We start from the raw sequence: 17,669 nt of genomic DNA, 5'->3' as shown, positions 1-17,669 counted from the left end.
AAACGGAACAATGCGTGAATTACGTATATAGAATTGAAAAAGAGTACGAAAGGAAAAAGACATGTCAGAGGCGTATTATATAGGCATGGATCTGTGCTCGGATTCTACGCAGATTAGTTTTTATAACGACATCTCACGGGAACCAGAGACGGTCAACCAATTGAATAACAAGGAAACGTATATGATGCCAAACATCCTCTTTTTTGGCCTGGAAACAGGGGAGTGGTATGTTGGTTCCGAGGCTTCTGAGGCACGTTTTAAGGAGCAGGGCATTGTGCTGGACGAGCTGTTTCAGAATGCGCGCAGCGAGGAGACAGTAGAGGTACACAATACGCGCTACAGCTATCGGAAACTGTTCCTGATGATGCTGAAAATGCATGTAGATTCGTTCTTATATCGTTATGAAGGATCATCAGTGAAAAAACTGGTCATCACGATTCCGGAGTATAATAAAGATTTGTTCCGGGTGCTGTCGACGTTCTATAAAGAACTGGGTGTAGAGAAGGAACAGGTGGAGATTACAAGCCATCTGGACAGTGGATTATATTATATTTTTAATCAGGATGAAAGTCTGCGCACGAACAGTGTGGGATTATTTGATTATAATACCGACGGCCTGCATTATTACAGAATCGATATCTCTCATGGCCATGAACTGAATACGATCAGTGTCACGCATGAGGACTACTCTGAGAATTTCAATCTGGCGGCATTTGGCGGAGATAATATACTGATGGATATTACCTTTGCAAAGATCGTGGCAAATGAGACAAAGAAAACATACATCTCGTCTATTTATCTGACCGGACTGGGATTTTCCGAGAAATGGCTGAACAAATCGCGGGAGCTTCTGACACAGGGCAGACGCGTGTTTGCCGGTCAGAATATCTATACGAAGGGGGCCTGCTACAAGGCAGTCGGCGGTGAATATGGCGAATTCTATAAAAAGTATTTTGTGGAGACAAAGGAAAATGTGATCTTTGATGTCGGAATCTCATCGGAAGATGAGGAGGATCGGTTTATTCCAATCGCCCTGGGTGGCAGACAGTGGTATAATATCCACGGAAAGATCAGCATTATATTGGATGACACAGAGTCTTTGGTACTTGTTTACCGGAACCGGAAAACCGGGGAGGAGGAGCGTGAGGTCGTGAAACTGCACGGAATTCCGAAACGACCAAACAAGACATCAAAGTTTTCTGTGGAGGTGGAGTTTGAGAATCCGCATCATGGCGCATTTATTATTAAGGATGTTGGATTTGGAAAATTATTTCCGACCACGAACAAGATTTATCGTAAGGAGTTTGATGTTTAATGTCAAAAATTATCTTATGTACAAGAAAAGAAGCATCGCATCCATTTATTTTCCTGAATACGAAGGTGGAAATCAATACCTACGAGGAGCTTTGCTTTTATATTTATAACAATACTGTTCTGATCTCAAAATCTTCTCTTTCAGAGAAGTTGTTTGACTGGATCCGGGATGAATTAGATATGCCGGAGCTGGCAGCCAAGCTGGTGGCACTTTCCAACAAGGCGACATTTGCACAGGATCTGCTGGTAGAAATCCTGAATGCCGGAGATTACTATACACCTGAGGAAATCGAAACTTATGTGGAAGCATGGCAGAAATATCGCAGATTGACGTCCAGCCAGCGTAAGAAGCTTAAGGCGGATAGTTATCTTGGCTATCGCAGATACATTAAGGCAGCATCGATTTACGATGAGATTCTGGACAACCAGCAGGACATTACAGATAAGGTATTTCTTGGAAATGTCTATCACAACCGTGGTGTGGCAGCAGCGAACAACATGGATGTGGAGGATGCAAAACGCTATTTTATGAAAGCGTATGAATTGAATGGCAACGAGGAAAGTCTTCGCAGTTACCTGATTGTATTTTCGGCTGGGAATGATGCGACGACACTGAAGCAGGAAATGCGGAAATTTGACCTCGATGATGATAATTTTGAGAATCTGATGATTGAAATCGGGGATTCCAACGAGGATGTCCGGGAGATGACGATCTTCTCCATGTTGCAGCGTGCGGTATATAACCGTATGAACAAGGACATGATTGACTATGATAAGCGAATGGATATTATACTCGGACAATTGAAGGATGAATTCAGAGAGCAGGCGATTTAATGGGAATGTTTCAGAAGATCAAGGCATACTTGAATGAAGACGATGCCGAATATGACGCCTTGATTGAAGAACAGGAACGCTTGCGGGAGGAACGCAGAAAGCGCAGAAATCAGTCTAGGGCGGAACGGAATAAGGAAAAAGCGAAGCGGGCTGCTGAGAAAGCAGTATTGAAAGAACGCGTGGATCCGGAACTTCGGAAGGAAGTCCGGGAGACAGTATCCTCAAATCGGGAGCGCAAGACGGTTGGTGATTTTTGTGAGCAGCTGGTCGATACGAAGTACCACATGGAAGATATGAAGCAGGAGTACAAGCTTGTGACAGATTATCTTGTGGATATCCAGAGAATCGAGGAACTGCCGGTGAATCTGGCAGAAGATATCGTGGATACGGCAAAGCAGATTGAGAAGCTTGATGGTAATCGGAACAAATACCAGCAATCAGAGAATCTGCTTACAACAGAGCAGTATCATACGATGCAGCGGTTAGAAGCAGATATTCCGGATATGATTCGGAATTTGAATGATATGGAAATGCGGGATTCCATGTTGAAAAACGACATGGGATATCTCGAAGGAGAAAAGGAAGATCTGAAGTATGCACGCGTGGAGGATACAGACAATGCGTATCGTATCCGGGGCGCATTGATCGTGGTGTTGGTGTTGTTCCTGCTTATCAGTATTACCTTGTTTGCAGTGGCACTGCTCGCGAAGAAAGATGTGACATTGCCGGCGGCAATCGAGGGAACCGTTGCGGTGATCTGTTTTGTTGTCTGTTACATACAGTATGCCAATATCAGCCGACGAGTCAGGGAGACTGATGCGAAGCTGCAAAGAGCCGTATCGCTGCTCAATAAAGTAAAAGCAAAATATGTTAATAATACCAATACACTGGATTATATTTATGAAAAATATGGTGTCAATTCCGGCAAGGAATTAATGTACCTCTGGGATCTATACAATCAGATGCAGAGGGATGCGAAAAAATATTCGCAGGCAAGCGAGAGCTATTATCTCGCCTGTGACAGGCTGGTAAAACAGCTCGCAGATGTTGGTATTGCCGATCCGATGGTCTGGAAGAATCAGACAAATGCGCTGATTGATCGTCGGGAGATGGTGGAGATCAAGCATGGTTTAAATGTACGACGGCAGAAAATCCGTGAGAAGATGGCAAGCTGTGAGAAGATCCGGCAGAATGCTACGTCTGCATTAAAAGCAAGTATTGCGGCGAATCCGGGCATTGAAAGCTATATCCGGGAGCTGCTGGCAACTTATAATCTGGAATTATAAGGACATGCAGATAAAGAGGAAAGAGAAGTTTGATTGTGTACTATGAGTGCACGATATCATTCATATATGGAGGAAGAAAGACATGGCTAAGGAATTAGAGAAGAACTACAACCCGGCGGAGATTGAACCGCGTCTGTATGAAAAATGGGTTGCAAACAAATATTTTCATGCGGAGGTAGACCGGAGCAAAAAGCCGTTCACAATTGTGATGCCACCACCAAACATCACGGGACAGCTGCACATGGGACATGCGCTCGATAATACCATGCAGGATATTCTGATTCGATTCAAGCGTATGCAGGGCTACAATGCATTGTGGCAGCCGGGAACGGATCATGCTGCGATTGCAACAGAGGTTAAGGTGATCGAGGCACTTAAAAAGGAAGGCATCGACAAGGAAGACCTCGGACGTGAGAAGTTCTTAGAGCGTGTCTGGGACTGGCGTAGAGAATATGGCGGAAAGATTGTAAACCAGCTGAAGAAGATGGGTTCATCCGCAGACTGGGATCGTGAACGTTTCACAATGGATGAAGGAAATAACAAGGCGGTTACAGAAGTATTCTGCAAGCTGTATGAAAAGGGATATATGTATCGTGGCTCCCGTATCGTAAACTGGTGTCCGGTCTGCCAGACATCGATTTCTGATGCAGAGGTTGTACATGAGGAGCAGGATGGTTTCTTCTGGCATATCAATTATCCGGTTGTTGGCGAGGAAGGAAGATTCGTAGAGATTGCTACGACACGTCCGGAGACTATGATTGGTGATACCGCTGTTGCTGTCAATCCAGAGGATGAACGATACAAGGATATTATTGGCAAGATGCTGAAGCTGCCGCTGACCGATCGAGAGATTCCGGTAATCGCGGATGAGTATGTAGATAAAGATTTCGGAACCGGCTGTGTAAAGATCACACCGGCGCATGATCCGAACGATTTTGAGGTTGGAAAGCGTCATAATCTCGAAGAGATCAATATTATGAATGATGATGCCACAATCAACAAGCTTGGTGGCAAGTATGCAGGCATGGACCGCTACGAGGCAAGAAAGGCAATGGTTGATGACCTGAAGGCTCTCGGACTTCTCGTGAAGGTTGTGCCATATAAGCATATGGTTGGTACACACGATCGTTGTAAGACAACCGTAGAGCCGCTTGTAAAGCCACAGTGGTTCGTCAAGATGAGTGAGATGGCAAAGCCGGCGAAGGAAGCAGTTGTAAGTGGCAAACTGAAGCTGATTCCGGAGCGTATGGATAAGACATATTACAACTGGCTGGATAATATCCGTGACTGGTGTGTATCCAGACAGCTCTGGTGGGGACATCGTATCCCTGCATATTACTGTCAGGACTGTGGCGAGACGATCGTATCGAAGGAGACCGTCTGCACCTGTCCAAAATGTGGAAGTAACCATGTAAAGCAGGACGAAGACACACTGGATACATGGTTCTCATCTGCACTCTGGCCATTCTCTACACTTGGCTGGCCGGACAAGACGGAAGATTTGGACTACTTCTTCCCGACAGATGTACTTGTAACCGGATACGACATTATCTTTTTCTGGGTAATCCGTATGGTATTCTCATCCATCGAGCAGACAGGTAAGCTTCCGTTCCACACGGTACTCTTCCACGGTCTGGTCAGAGACGATCAGGGACGTAAGATGAGTAAATCTCTTGGAAATGGTATCGATCCGCTGGAGGTTATCGACAAGTATGGCGCTGATGCACTCCGATTCACATTGATTACCGGAAATGCACCGGGTAACGACATGCGTTTCTACTGGGAGAGAGTGGAAGCAAGCCGTAACTTTGCAAATAAGATCTGGAACGCATCCAGATTTATCATGATGAATATTGAGAAGGCAGATATCACAGGGATTGATGCAGCTATGACAGCCGATGTCGACGCGGCAATGAAGCAGTATGGCTTTACACTTGCGGATAAGTGGATTCTGTCGAAGATGAATGATCTCGTACAGGAAGTGACAGATAACATGGAGAAGTTCGAGCTTGGTATCGCGGTATCAAAGCTTTATGATTTCCTGTGGGAGGAGTTCTGTGACTGGTATATCGAGATGGTTAAACCAAGACTCTGGGATGATGCCGATGAGACAAAGGCAGCAGCACTCTGGACATTGAAGACCGTTCTTACAACCGGTCTGAAGCTGTTGCATCCATATATGCCATTTGTAACAGAGGAGATCTTCTGTACACTGACCGACGAGGAATCTATCATGATCTCTAAGTGGCCGGAATATGACAAGGCATTTGATTTCAAGGCAGATGAGGCTGCTGTGGATAAGATCAAGGAAGCTGTACGCGGCATCCGTAACGTGCGTACAGAGATGAACGTTGCACCGAGCAGAAAGGCAAGCGTTTACGTCGTATCTCCGAAGGAAGACATCCGTGCGATCTTTACGGCAAGCAAGAACTTCTTCGCGATGCTTGGTTATGCAAACGAGGTACATGTACAGGAAGATAAGAGTGGAATCGCAGACGATGCAGTTTCCGTTGTGATTCATGATGCAGCCATCTACATTCCATTTGCAGAGCTTGTGGATATCGAGAAGGAGATCGAGCGTCTGACGAAGGAACAGACAAAGTTAGAAGCAGAGATCAAGCGTGCATCCGGTATGCTTGCGAATCCTAAGTTTGTGGATAAGGCACCTGCAGCAAAGGTTGAGGAAGAGCGTGCAAAGCTCCAGAAGTATACAGAGACATTGGAGCAGGTAAAGGATAGACTTGCGAATATAGCAAAGTAGTCACTGGGAGAGGCTGTTGGATACAGCAACAGGTGAGAATCAATGAATAGCGAAAAGATCTTAAAAAAGAAAATACAACAATATCTGCTGATGCCGCTGGCGCTGACCGTGCTTCTGGTCGGCATGGTGATCGTGCTGTATGTACACGACAAAAAGAGCGGTGCGATTGCAGCTGCGGCGGTCTTTATCTTTGTTGTATGTGAGATTGCAGTTTTTATTGTGATGAAAGCAGCGATTATGCCGGTTGTCTTTCGGTTTGCACTGGAACAGGGGCAGATACAGAAAGAGCTTTTAAAAGAGCTGGATATTCCATATGCGTTGCTGGATACGGATGGAAAGATTTTGTGGGGCAACGCGAAATTTATCGAGGAGATTGGAGTTGGCTCTAAAAAGCGGATTCGCAAGAATATCGCATCATTTTTCCCGGCAGTGGATACAGATGTGTTATCGTCCGAGGAAATGCAGATGGATCTGGAGTACAATGATCGCGTCTATCGTGCATTGCTGCGTCGGATCGACTTTTCAGAGGCGTTGGTGGATCCGGATGAGGATGCGATGGTTGATCATCAGGCAGATGCTATGATCACTTTGTATCTGTACGATGAAACGGAACTTCGGATTTACAAGAAGGAAAATGAAGACCAGAAGCTTGTCGCAGGACTTCTGTATATTGATAATTACGATGAGGTTATGGAGAATACCGAAGAGGTTCGTCATTCCCTGGTGGAAGCACTGGTTGACCGACGAATCAACATGTATCTTTCCACGATTGACGCAATTGGAAAGAAGCTGGAGAAGGATAAATATTTCTTCGTATTCCGGCAGCAGTATCTGCCACAGCTACGTGAGACGAAGTTTGCGATTCTGGATGAGGTAAAGAGTATCAATGTCGGAAACGAGATTCCGGTTACCCTGAGTATCGGCGTTGGCGCCGGAACAGACAGTTTTGCGCAGGCATATGAGCGGGCGCGTACCGCAATCGGACTGGCGCTTGGGCGAGGTGGCGATCAGGCAGTAGTCAAGTACGGCGATAAGACGACGTATTTTGGAGGAAAGAGTGCAGGAACCGAGAAGTCAGCAACCGTTAAGGCACGTGTTAAGGCACAGGCGTTCCAGGAGCTTCTGACAAGCAAAGACAGTGTTATCATCATGGCACATAAGCGGCCGGATGCGGATGCATTTGGTTCGGCAGTGGGCGTGTATCGTCTGGTTAAGACATTAAATAAAAAGGCATACATCGTAGTGAACGAGGTAACCTCGGCTATCCGGCCGATCATCAGCGGATTCATGGGGAACAGCGTTTATGGCGATGATATGATCATCAACAGTGAACAGGCAATCAGCCGGGTAACTCCGAATACACTGGTTGTCGTAACCGATGTGAATAAACCGAGCATGACCGAGTGCGAGGAACTGCTCAGCCTGGCAAAGTCTATCGTGGTATTTGACCACCACAGACAGTCCGACGAAGTGATCGAGAATGCGACACTTTCGTATATCGAGCCATATGCAAGCTCGGCATGTGAGATGATCGCGGAGATCCTACAGTACATCGAGGGCAAGGTGAAGCTTCGTCCAATTGAAGCGGATGCCATGTATGCAGGTATTGTGATTGATACAGATAATTTCCTGACCAAGACAGGTGTGCGTACATTTGATGCAGCATCGTACCTGCGCCGGAGCGGTGCGGATGTCGTCCGTGTCAGAAAGATGTTCCGCAGTGATATGTACACGTACCGCCAGCTGGCAGAGGGTGTCATCAATTCGGAGATTTATATGGATACATTTGCGATTTCTACGGTTGATCCGAAGGAATCCGATGCACCGACGGTAGTTGCTGCGAAGGTTGCGAACGACCTGCTCAACATCGAAGGTATCCGTGCGTCGTTTGTTACGACAGAGAAGGATGGCACGGTTTATATGAGTGCACGGTCGGTCGACGATGTGAACGTGCAGATTATCATGGAAAAAATGGGTGGCGGTGGACATGCAAATATCGCCGGAGCCCAGTTTACAAATAGTACAAATGAATTGGTATTGATTCAATTAAAGACGCTTTTAGATGAGATGTATCGGGAAGGCGATATTTAGAATTAGGGAGGAACCAGACATGAAAGTTATTTTATTGCAGGATGTAAAAAGCCTCGGAAAAAAAGATCAGATCGTAGAAGTATCCGACGGATACGCAAGAAATATGCTGCTTCCGAAGAAGCTTGGTATGGAAGCATCATCAAAGAACCTGAATGATTTAAAACTGAAGAAGGCACATGAGGATAAGGTTGCCGCAGAGGTTCTGGCAGATGCACAGGCACTTGCCGCACAGATTGAGAAGGAGAGTATCACGCTTTCCATCAAGATGGGTGAAAACGGAAGGACCTTTGGTTCGATTTCCTCCAAGGAAATTGCAGAGGCAATCAAGTCACAGCTTGGACATGATATCGACAAAAAGAAGATCGTTATGAAGGATGCCATTAAGGCACCGGGTACCCGAACGGTTGGTATCAAGCTGCACACAAAGGTAACCGCTGATCTCACGGTGAAGATTGAGGAAGCTTAAATTATAGTAGATACAGGGAAGAATGTAATGTCTGGGCTTGTGGGATGCTGTGAGCTCAGAAAGAATAGATTAGAGTAATTTTTATGGATGAAAATACGATAAGACGCGTACAACCGCATAATGAAAAAGCGGAACAGGGCATTGTGGGAACCATGCTTGTAAACCGGGATGCGATTTCTGATCTGGTGGATATGCTGACAGGAGAGGATTTCTACAATAAGCAGTATGGGATTCTCTTCGATAATATGGTCGAGCTGTATTCAGAGGGAGCAAGTGTAGATCCGATCACGTTGGTAGAACGGCTGCGGATGAAGGATATCCCAGAAGAAGTGGCAAACACAGTGACGCTGGCACAGTTAGTACAGTCTGCTCCGTTATATGCTCCGGTGAAGGACTATGCGAAGATTGTCAAGGATAAGGCGGCACTCCGGCAGTTGATCAAGCTTTGCGAAAATACCGAGAAGGATGGGTATCAGTCGCAGGAGCCGGTAGAAGTAATCATGGAGCGCGCAGAACAGAGTATCTTCAAGCTCGTGCAGAACCGAAACGGTTCTGAGGATACGGTGCCGATCCGGGAGATTGTGATGAATGTCATTCGCGAGATGGAGGAAGCGGCAAGAAACGATGGTAAGGTTACCGGTGTTCCGACAGGATTTCGTGATCTGGATAATATGCTGACCGGTATGCATGCCGGAGAGCTTTTGCTGGTGGCAGCCAGACCTGCAATGGGAAAGACCGCGTTTGTCCTGAATATTGCGCATCATCTGGCCGTTATGAAACATATTCCGGTTGGATTTTTCTCACTGGAGATGAGCAAGGAACAGCTGGCAAGCCGTATTCTGGCAGTCGATGCAATGGTCGATTCCAAGAGTATGAAGGTCGGCGATCTGTCAGATGATGATTGGGACAAGGTAATCGAGAGTACGGAGGCAGTTGCCAATTCGCCGTTATATATAGAGGAAAATTCGTCGGTTACAATCTCGGAGCTTCGTTCAATCGCAAGAAAATGGAAGCAGAATTACGGAGTGCAGGTTATCATGATCGACTACCTGCAGTTGATGAGCCCAAGCCGGGCGGTGGAGAGCCGGCAACAGTTCATTGCGGAGGTTTCCCGTGCGTTGAAGAACTTAGCGAAGGAATTAAAAATTCCGATCATTGCATTGTCGCAGCTTTCCCGTGCGGTAGATGCAAGACCGGATCACAAACCAGTGCTTTCGGATTTGCGAGAGTCCGGATCAATCGAGCAGGATGCCGATGTGGTTATGTTTATTTATCGAGACGAATATTACAATCCAGAGACAACGACAAAGCCGCAGACCGCGGAGATCATCATTGCCAAGCAGCGTAGTGGTGAGACGGGCAGTGTGGATCTTCGATGGATTGGAAAATATACGAAGTTTGCAGATCCGGAGAAACATTATAAAGGATAAGAATTTGCAATGAAAACAGGGAGGCAGAAAACAGATGGGGAATCGGTATAAAAGAATGGTGACATTGGGCATGGTAAGTTTCACGGCGATTCTGGCGTGGGTGTATTGTATACTCACTTACCGCACAGAGACGGCCTATATCGCGATTATCTCGTTGGTGTTGATTGCCAGTATCTACGCCTTTCTGTTGTCACTTGTTGACATACGGGAAGAGAAAGAACGGCAGATGCAGGATTATATTGCAAAGACGCTGCAGGAGAGCATGAAGCAGGATAATTCTGAGGTGGTAGATTGCCTGAATGATATGGAACGTCTGGCAAAGGCTTCCTATGTACAGCAGAGAAAGATGGCAACGTATCTTTCTTCACAGGAAGAACAGCTGGATGCAGCTGTCAAGAAGACGGCGAAACTGCTGATTGGCTATGACCGGAAGAAGGAAGAGGAAGCCGCGCAGAAGGCGGAGCAGATGCAGAAGGAACTGGAAATGCAGGCTGCATTGCAGGCACAGAAAGAACCGGATCATACTGCACTGGTGTTGGAAGAGTTTGGCAAGCTGGCAGGCGATGTACAGGCAGTGGTTGCCCAGTTACAGCAGGTGACGGCACAGCTTACCGCATTGCGTGAGGCAGTGGATGCCATCGAGATGCCGAAGTATGTGGAGGCATCGCCGGTAGAGGCTGCATCGACAGCAGTTGACGCAGATGTGGAAGAACGAATGCCGGAAGATGAGCTAACTGAGGAGAATACGATTGAGTCTGTAGTACCGGAATTAATGATTTCCGATGGAATTGAGAACGATATAACAGAAGATGCGGAGCAAGATATAACGAACTCCATTTTGGAGGTAACAGATACATCAACAACAGAACCAGAAATGGTTGCGGAAGAAGCCACACCAACAGAAGAACCAGAGTCTACATTTAACACGGAGGATTTCTTCTCCCAGTTTGGTGGCAGCGAGGATCAGACTCTGAAAGAAGAGGCTCAGTTCAAGGAAGATACGACAAATGCAGGCATGATGGATCAGAGTATGATTGATGCATTACTTGGAAATCTGGCATCGGGGAATAAATCTGCCGATAACACAAAACCAGCGGATGTGATTCCGTTCCCACAGCAGGAACAGATGGATGTATCTAAGGAAGAGACACATGCGGAAGAAGTGGCAGAAGCTGTCAGTGAGATGGAACATGAGATAGAATCTGCCGAGGCAGCGACAGAGGAGGAAGAGGATCATACGGATAGCATTTCGGTTGCGCAGACACCGGTAAATGATAATCCAAACCGGACGCTGTCGCCGGAGGAGATTGCGGCGTTATTTGCATCAATGCAGTAACAGATAGAGAAGAAATCATTGCAAAAGTATCAGGGGTGGATACTTTTGCAATTCTTTTATAGGAGGGAAATACATGGAGAGAACAAAAGCAATCGTGAAATTCTTCTCGCAGGAACCAATCGAGAATGTGATGGTGATGATGAAATATTTGCCGGAACGTGTAATCTTCCTTGGACATAAGGATAATATGATTACAAAGCAGATTCGTGATATCGAACGATTCCGGGATCACAAATGTCCGGATGTGGAGCTGGAGTTTTTGGAAGTTCCGAAGGATGATCTGGACAGTATTATTGGAACGCTGGCAGGGATTATCCGGGAATATCCTGGAATCCGGTTTGGATTGACCGGGGGTAGTGAGATGTTGCTGATCGCGCTTGGATGTATCTCGGCGCGGATGGAGGTAAGCAAGCTGCGTATTGATCCTTTTACCGGAAAAGAAATCGATATCCGTGGGTCCAGGGTAATTACATCAGATTATCATTTTAATATCAGTATTGCCGAAGATATCCTGCTGCATGGAGGCCTTCTTACAAAAGAAACCGGAAGTGTTTCAGAGTGGAAGTTTACAGACCAGTTTCGTGAGGATATCCGTATCATGTGGGATCTGTGCCGCAGATACCGGGGTGACTGGAACAAACATTGCGGAATTATCGATGAACTTCGAAAGAATACACCAAATCAGCGGGAAGGCTGGGAGGAACTGTACGTCAATCAGCTAGGGGACGCATTACGGTTGTTGAGAGATCTGTATGAGATCGGTATGGTAAAGGATTATGAGGAACACGGGAAAAAGGTACTGTTCCGGTTTAAGAATAACCAGATAAAAAAGATCATTGCGAAAGCGGGAAATCTGCTTGAACTGCATGTATATGAGGTGGCAACAAGAGAAAGCTATCTTTTTTCAGATGCGGTTATTGGGGCACACATTGATTGGGATGGGGAGGCATACGATCCGGAAAATCCCGGTTATGATACAATGAACGAGATTGACGTGATCCTAATGAAACAGGTATGCCCGATTTTTATTTCCTGCAAGAGTGGCAAGGCAGGTGGATTGGCACTGCATGAGTTAGAGACTGTATCGCGGAAATTTGGCGGCAAATACGCCAGAAAGGCACTTGTTTTAGCACGCGCCTGTGACAATACGACCGGAACGCTATATTTTAAACAGCGTGCAAGAGATATGCATATCTGGATCATCGATGATGTATTTCGGATGAGTGATGAGCAGCTGCTCAATAAATTAAAGAGGATATAAAGATAATAAAAGGGGCGTTTTATAACGCCCCTTTTTGCATTTTGCATAATGCACTAATTTATATAAAAATTACATCTTCAACAGATTATCATTATCAAAGTAATCAATCTTCATAGAGCGGCGGACATCTTCGAGTGTCTTGCCTGCAGTCTCTCTGGCTTTCTTGCTGCCAGCCTTCAGGATATCATAGACATCTGGAAGCTTCTGCTCCCACATTTTACGACGCTCACGGATTGGAGCAAGCTCTGCCTGAAGTACATTGTTCAGGAACTTCTTCACCTTCACATCGCCAAGACCGCCACGTGTGTAATGCTCCTTCAGCTCGTCCATACCAGAATACTCTGGAAGGAATTCTGCGAAATACTCAGGCTTGCTGAATGCATCGAGGTAGATAAATACCGGGTTGCCTTCTACCTGTCCCGGATCTTCGACACGCAGATGGTTCGGATCGGTGAACATCGACATAACCTTTTTCTTGATATCCTCTGGCTCCTCTGCAAGATAGATGCAGTTGCCAAGAGACTTACTCATCTTTGCCTTACCATCGATACCTGGCAGACGCAGACATGCGCTGTTTTCTGGGAGCACGATCTTTGGATCCGTCAGTGTCTCGCCGTATACCGTATTGAATTTGTGTACGATTTCCTTACACTGCTCGATCATTGGCATCTGATCCTCACCAACCGGTACGTGGGTTGCACGGAATGCTGTGATATCAGCTGCCTGGCTGATCGGGTAGCAGAAGAAACCAACCGGGATGCTTGCTTCGAAGTTACGCATCTGAATCTCAGCCTTTACAGTCGGGTTACGCTGTACACGGGAAACGGTAACGAGGTTCATATAATAGAATGTAAGCTCGGTCAGCTCCGGAATCATGGACTGGATGAAGATCGTTGCCTTCTCCGGGTCAAGTCCGCATGCGAGGTAATCGAGTGCAACCTGCATGATGTTCTGACGTACCTTCTCCGGGTGCTCTGCATTATCTGTGAGTGCCTGTGCATCCGCGATCATGATGTAGATCTCATCATAGACACCGGAATTCTGCAATTTAACACGCTCTTTCAAAGAGCCTACATAATGTCCGACATGTAACCGTCCGGTTGGGCGGTCACCGGTTAAAATAATCTGTTTCATAGAAATGTCCTCTCTTATACTTATATTGCTTGATAGCGCCTGCATCAGCCGGCTTCATTATTTCTTACATCTGAAATCATGTGCATGTGATATAAAATCCCACACCCTATAGAATACCCATTTTACTGCGGCAGGTCAAGCGAATTTGCGAAAAAGGGGCAGGAATCTTACTTGTCTAAGGAGTGGGAAATAGGTATAATGGAAGAAAATTATGTACGAACGGACAGATTATGTAAAAGACATGTATGGGGATGGAATATGGAGGTGCAGGCATGGCAACCATCAGCTTATGTATGATTGTGAAAAATGAAGAACAGGTACTTGCACGCTGTTTAGACAGTGTCGCAGACCTGATGGACGAAATCATCATCGTGGATACGGGTTCCACCGACCGCACGAAGGAGATCGCGGCACGCTATACCGATCAGATCTATGATTTCACATGGATTGGCGATTTCTCGGCGGCACGGAATTTCTCATTCTCCAAGGCAACGATGGAATATATCTATGCACCGGATGCGGATGAGGTGCTTGATGCGGAGAACCGGGCGCGTTTCCTTGATCTGAAGAACTGCCTGCTTTCGGAGATTGAGATCGTGCAGATGTGGTATGTGACAGAAGCGTTCAATACAGTTATGAATGTGAAGCGGGAGTTACGTCCGAAGCTTTTTAAGCGGCTCCGGACGTTTACATGGATCGATCCGGTGCATGAGACGGTGCGATTAGATCCGGTTGTGTTCGACAGTGATATTGAGATCCAGCACAAGCCGTTAGCGGTGCATGGAGGCAGAGATTTCGAGATCTGCGAACGGATGTATGCGCGGGATGGGAAGCTATCGCCGAAACTTCGAAAGATGTATGCGAAGGAATTGTTAAAATGTGGCGAATTGACAGATTTTGAGCGGGCAGAGGAGTTCTTCACGATGGAATGGGAGAAAAATCCGATGGCGGAAGCGGGCAGAGAGGCAGCCTGCGTGCTGGCACATCTGGCAAGACAGCAGGGAAATGGTGCCAAACTTATGAAATACGCACTTCGGGATATGTTAGATACGCCGTGTGCGGAGATCTGCTATGAGCTTGGAAGCTATTATCAGGAAATGAAAGATTATGATGAGGCAATCGTCTGGTATCAGAATGCCGTTTCTGAGACGGAATGTATTCTGGATGTAGAGGCAGGTGGAAGGAAGAGCCTGCAGGGTTTGGTTGCCTGTTACGAGGCTTTGCTTGCGCAGGCGAAAAAAGCAGAATTACAGACATCATCGGAACAGAAAAAGCAGTCCATAGAAATATATGAACAGCAGCTTGCAGTGTACCGGGAGGCACTGGCAGACTGGCACATGCCGGAACAGTAACAGGGGGGATAAGATATGTCAGATGTTTTAATTGTGATAGCAATTTTTGTTGTTCTTTCGTTGATTGCAACGATTGTGAATATTAAGGCGAAACCGAAGGAACCAATCGAAAAAGGAAATTTGAAGAGACCGTCTCATTACATGTACAAGACAGAGACAACATTGGATGATAAGATTGCGCATTTGTTTATACCGGAACCATTGCGTATAGATCCGCCTCCGATGGTAGTGGATGTGGCTATGGATCTGGTTGAACAGCAGGAGCGGGAAGAACTGGCAGAAGAACGGAGACAAAAACAGATTACAGAATCCCTTCTGGCACAGAACAAACGCGATTACCGTCAGGATGTGAAGTTTGGAAGAATCTGGATCTGTTCAAAATGCAGGAAGAAAAATGAAAAATACGTCACAACCTGTACCTGTGGAACGCCGAAGCCAGCAAAATAAGAAAAGATAAAAAGAAGCGGGTATGCCAATGCATACCCGCTTTTTCTGTGCAATCGTCTGTATATTCGTGCTGCCTTATTCCTGAATTGTCTGCGATTCAATGATCACAGGTTTGTGGATTACAACGGTGTAATGTGATTTGAGCAGTTTTATGAGAACATCTTGATTCTTCTCACATGTCTTTCATCATTAGAAAATGGTGTATCCACGAATTTGTCCACGATCATAAGTGCAAGACCAGGTCCGATCGTACGTGCACCCATGCAGAGTACATTGGCGTTGTTGTGCTCGCGGGTTGCCTGTGCAGAGAAGCAGTCACTGCAGAGTGCGGCGCGGACACCTTCGACCTTATTTGCAACCATGCTCATACCGATACCGGTACCGCAGATGAGAATACCCAGATCCTGCTTGCCAGCGGCGATTGCCTCTGCAACAGCCTTTCCATAGATTGGGTAGTCACAGGATGCTGTGCTGTCACAGCCGTAATCCGTCACTTCAAATCCGCGATCCTTCAAATGCTTGATAACCTCCAGCTTGAGTTCATATCCGCCGTGGTCACTTCCAATTGCGATTGTCATATCTTAAATCCTCCTGTAATTTTATGAAATACATGCAAACCATATATAAATATAAGAATGTACATAATTACGAATTCTACGCAGACGCGCTTCCGCTCAGCTCATCACGCAGCGGTACTAAATTCGCGACAAAATCAGTCGCTCATTAAGTGCCGGCGTGCTTCGATGGTCTGCTTTAGAATTGTAATTATGTACATCATATATATTAAGGTGGTTTGCATGTATGGTATCTACACGGTGATGACTCTGTGTCCTGCCGCCTTCAGCAGCCGGTTCATGATGGCACCACCGAGTTCGTTCTGGTCAAATGCTTCGCTGTACATATATTCCATCTGCTCACTGTCACATTCACGCAGGGCGGCATAAAGCCGTGCAGAGATCGTCTGTCCTTTGCTTCCTTCGCCGACGATCAGTACATGCGAATAGTTCTTATATAAGGATGCATGCTCCTTGGTTGTGAGAATCGCAACCTTGTAGCCCTGTGCTTCCTTTTCGTTTACAAGTGCCTTGATCTTCTCCGCAACGCGCAATGTTTCTGCTTCGGTCGCGTTATAAGAGACCTTGACACCGGAATGCAGACTCGCCCGGTTTGCCGATTCGTCTGCGGCAGCCTCCACGATACTGAGCGTTCCGTGTGGCGCGTAGTGCGTATATTTCATGCCGGGTGCTTTCGGGCGAAGATTCGGATCCGGCTCGATAATGGCTGGATCAATCGTCACATCGCCGACGATCTCGGAGAGCATCGCCTTCGTGATAAAGCCCGGTCGAAGAATCGTTGGGATCGTGCCTGTCATATCGACGATCGTCGATTCAATTCCGATTCCGACGGCACCACCATCTAATATCATCTCGATGCGGCCGTCCATGTCCTCCCATACATGCTGCGCGGTCGTCGGTGATGGTCTGCCGGAAGTGTTTGCAGATGGGGCTGCGATGGAGACCCCGCTTGTGCGAATCAGCTCCTGTGCGATCGGGTGGGATGGCATCCGGATCGCAACGGTCGGCAGTCCGCCGGTCGTTCCGTCTGGGACGATGGCAAGCTTCGGAAAGATGATCGTCAGCGGTCCCGGCCAGAAAGCTTCCATCAGCATGTACGCTTTCTTCACCATGTCCGGGTGCGTCCGGTTCATCGTCTCTAGATCTGCCAGTTTCTCTACCGCATCGGTATCTGCGATGTGGACAATCAGCGGATTGTCGCTTGGACGTCCCTTGGCAGCGTAGATCTTTGCGGCTGCATCTGCATTTAATGCGTCAGCACCTAATCCGTAGACCGTCTCTGTTGGAAATGCGACCAAGCCGCCGTTCTGCAGGATTTTCGATGCCTCTGCAATTGCTTCTTTGTTAGTTCCATTTAATAGTTTCGTTTCCATGCCGCTATT

At 46.7% G+C, this 17,669-nt stretch carries 14 protein-coding genes; 11 read left to right on the top strand and 3 right to left on the bottom strand.

Translation table 11 applies throughout. The annotated features are described in order from the left end of the window. Positions 1 to 61 precede the first annotated feature (61 nt). The 9 genes from ACZQK9_RS06560 to ACZQK9_RS06520 all read left to right on the top strand — a co-directional run bounded on the left by ACZQK9_RS06560 (position 62) and on the right by ACZQK9_RS06520 (position 12,779). Entirely contained in the window at positions 62 to 1,315 is a 1,254-nt protein-coding gene (locus ACZQK9_RS06560; protein WP_178018258.1) for a DUF5716 family protein, read from the top strand. Then, a complete protein-coding gene (locus ACZQK9_RS06555; protein WP_178018257.1) occupies positions 1,315 to 2,148 on the top strand; it encodes a hypothetical protein in 834 nt (277 codons plus the stop codon). Before ACZQK9_RS06560 ends, ACZQK9_RS06555 begins: the two co-directional genes overlap by 1 nt. Then, positions 2,148 to 3,434 carry a hypothetical protein gene (locus ACZQK9_RS06550; protein ID WP_483270048.1) on the top strand — a complete coding sequence of 429 codons (1,287 nt, stop codon included), beginning with the start codon at positions 2,148 to 2,150 and terminating at the stop codon, positions 3,432 to 3,434. Before ACZQK9_RS06555 ends, ACZQK9_RS06550 begins: the two co-directional genes overlap by 1 nt. A gap of 82 nt (positions 3,435 to 3,516) precedes the next feature. After that, positions 3,517 to 6,195: a valine--tRNA ligase gene (locus ACZQK9_RS06545; protein ID WP_483270047.1), complete on the top strand. Its 2,679-nt coding sequence runs from the start codon at positions 3,517 to 3,519 to the stop codon at positions 6,193 to 6,195. 42 nt (positions 6,196 to 6,237) lie between these two features. Further along, the gene (locus tag ACZQK9_RS06540; RefSeq protein ID WP_178018254.1) at positions 6,238 to 8,286 is read left to right on the top strand and encodes a DHH family phosphoesterase; all 2,049 of its coding nucleotides are present in this window, start codon (positions 6,238 to 6,240) and stop codon (positions 8,284 to 8,286) included. A 19-nt stretch (positions 8,287 to 8,305) separates the two neighbouring features. Continuing rightward, on the top strand, positions 8,306 to 8,752 hold the full coding sequence (gene rplI, locus ACZQK9_RS06535; RefSeq protein ID WP_178018253.1) for a 50S ribosomal protein L9: 447 nt from the start codon (positions 8,306 to 8,308) through the stop codon (positions 8,750 to 8,752). 83 nt (positions 8,753 to 8,835) lie between these two features. Continuing rightward, a complete protein-coding gene (gene dnaB, locus ACZQK9_RS06530; RefSeq protein WP_021984528.1) occupies positions 8,836 to 10,182 on the top strand; it encodes a replicative DNA helicase in 1,347 nt (448 codons plus the stop codon). A gap of 34 nt (positions 10,183 to 10,216) precedes the next feature. Next, a complete protein-coding gene (locus ACZQK9_RS06525; protein ID WP_483270046.1) occupies positions 10,217 to 11,518 on the top strand; it encodes a hypothetical protein in 1,302 nt (433 codons plus the stop codon). A 73-nt stretch (positions 11,519 to 11,591) separates the two neighbouring features. Further along, the gene (locus tag ACZQK9_RS06520; RefSeq protein WP_483270045.1) at positions 11,592 to 12,779 is read left to right on the top strand and encodes a PDDEXK family nuclease; all 1,188 of its coding nucleotides are present in this window, start codon (positions 11,592 to 11,594) and stop codon (positions 12,777 to 12,779) included. Between the two features lie 69 nt (positions 12,780 to 12,848). Here the strand turns inward: ACZQK9_RS06520 and trpS are convergent, their stop codons facing one another. Beyond that, the gene (trpS, locus tag ACZQK9_RS06515) at positions 12,849 to 13,913 is read right to left on the bottom strand and encodes a tryptophan--tRNA ligase (protein ID WP_021984531.1); all 1,065 of its coding nucleotides are present in this window, start codon (positions 13,911 to 13,913) and stop codon (positions 12,849 to 12,851) included. Positions 13,914 to 14,185: 272 nt separating this feature from the next. Between trpS and ACZQK9_RS06510 the strand changes: the two genes are divergently transcribed. Together ACZQK9_RS06510 and ACZQK9_RS06505 are read left to right on the top strand one after the other, a co-directional pair. After that, positions 14,186 to 15,265, top strand: coding sequence for a tetratricopeptide repeat-containing glycosyltransferase family 2 protein (locus tag ACZQK9_RS06510; RefSeq protein WP_483270044.1), 1,080 nt, complete (start codon positions 14,186 to 14,188; stop codon positions 15,263 to 15,265). 15 nt (positions 15,266 to 15,280) lie between these two features. After that, the gene (locus tag ACZQK9_RS06505) at positions 15,281 to 15,712 is read left to right on the top strand and encodes a zinc finger Ran-binding domain-containing protein (protein ID WP_483270043.1); all 432 of its coding nucleotides are present in this window, start codon (positions 15,281 to 15,283) and stop codon (positions 15,710 to 15,712) included. A 149-nt stretch (positions 15,713 to 15,861) separates the two neighbouring features. Here ACZQK9_RS06505 and rpiB read toward each other — a convergent pair whose 3' ends face one another. Together rpiB and ACZQK9_RS06495 are read right to left on the bottom strand one after the other, a co-directional pair. Continuing rightward, entirely contained in the window at positions 15,862 to 16,290 is a 429-nt protein-coding gene (gene rpiB / locus ACZQK9_RS06500; protein ID WP_021984535.1) for a ribose 5-phosphate isomerase B, read from the bottom strand. A 230-nt stretch (positions 16,291 to 16,520) separates the two neighbouring features. Next, positions 16,521 to 17,660, bottom strand: coding sequence for an L-threonylcarbamoyladenylate synthase (locus ACZQK9_RS06495; RefSeq protein ID WP_483270042.1), 1,140 nt, complete (start codon positions 17,658 to 17,660; stop codon positions 16,521 to 16,523). Positions 17,661 to 17,669: the final 9 nt, after the last annotated feature.

Source organism: Wujia sp. (assembly GCF_056872695.1).
The sequence above is the reverse complement of the archived record's forward strand: the minus strand, read 5'-3'. Positions and strand labels throughout refer to the sequence as shown.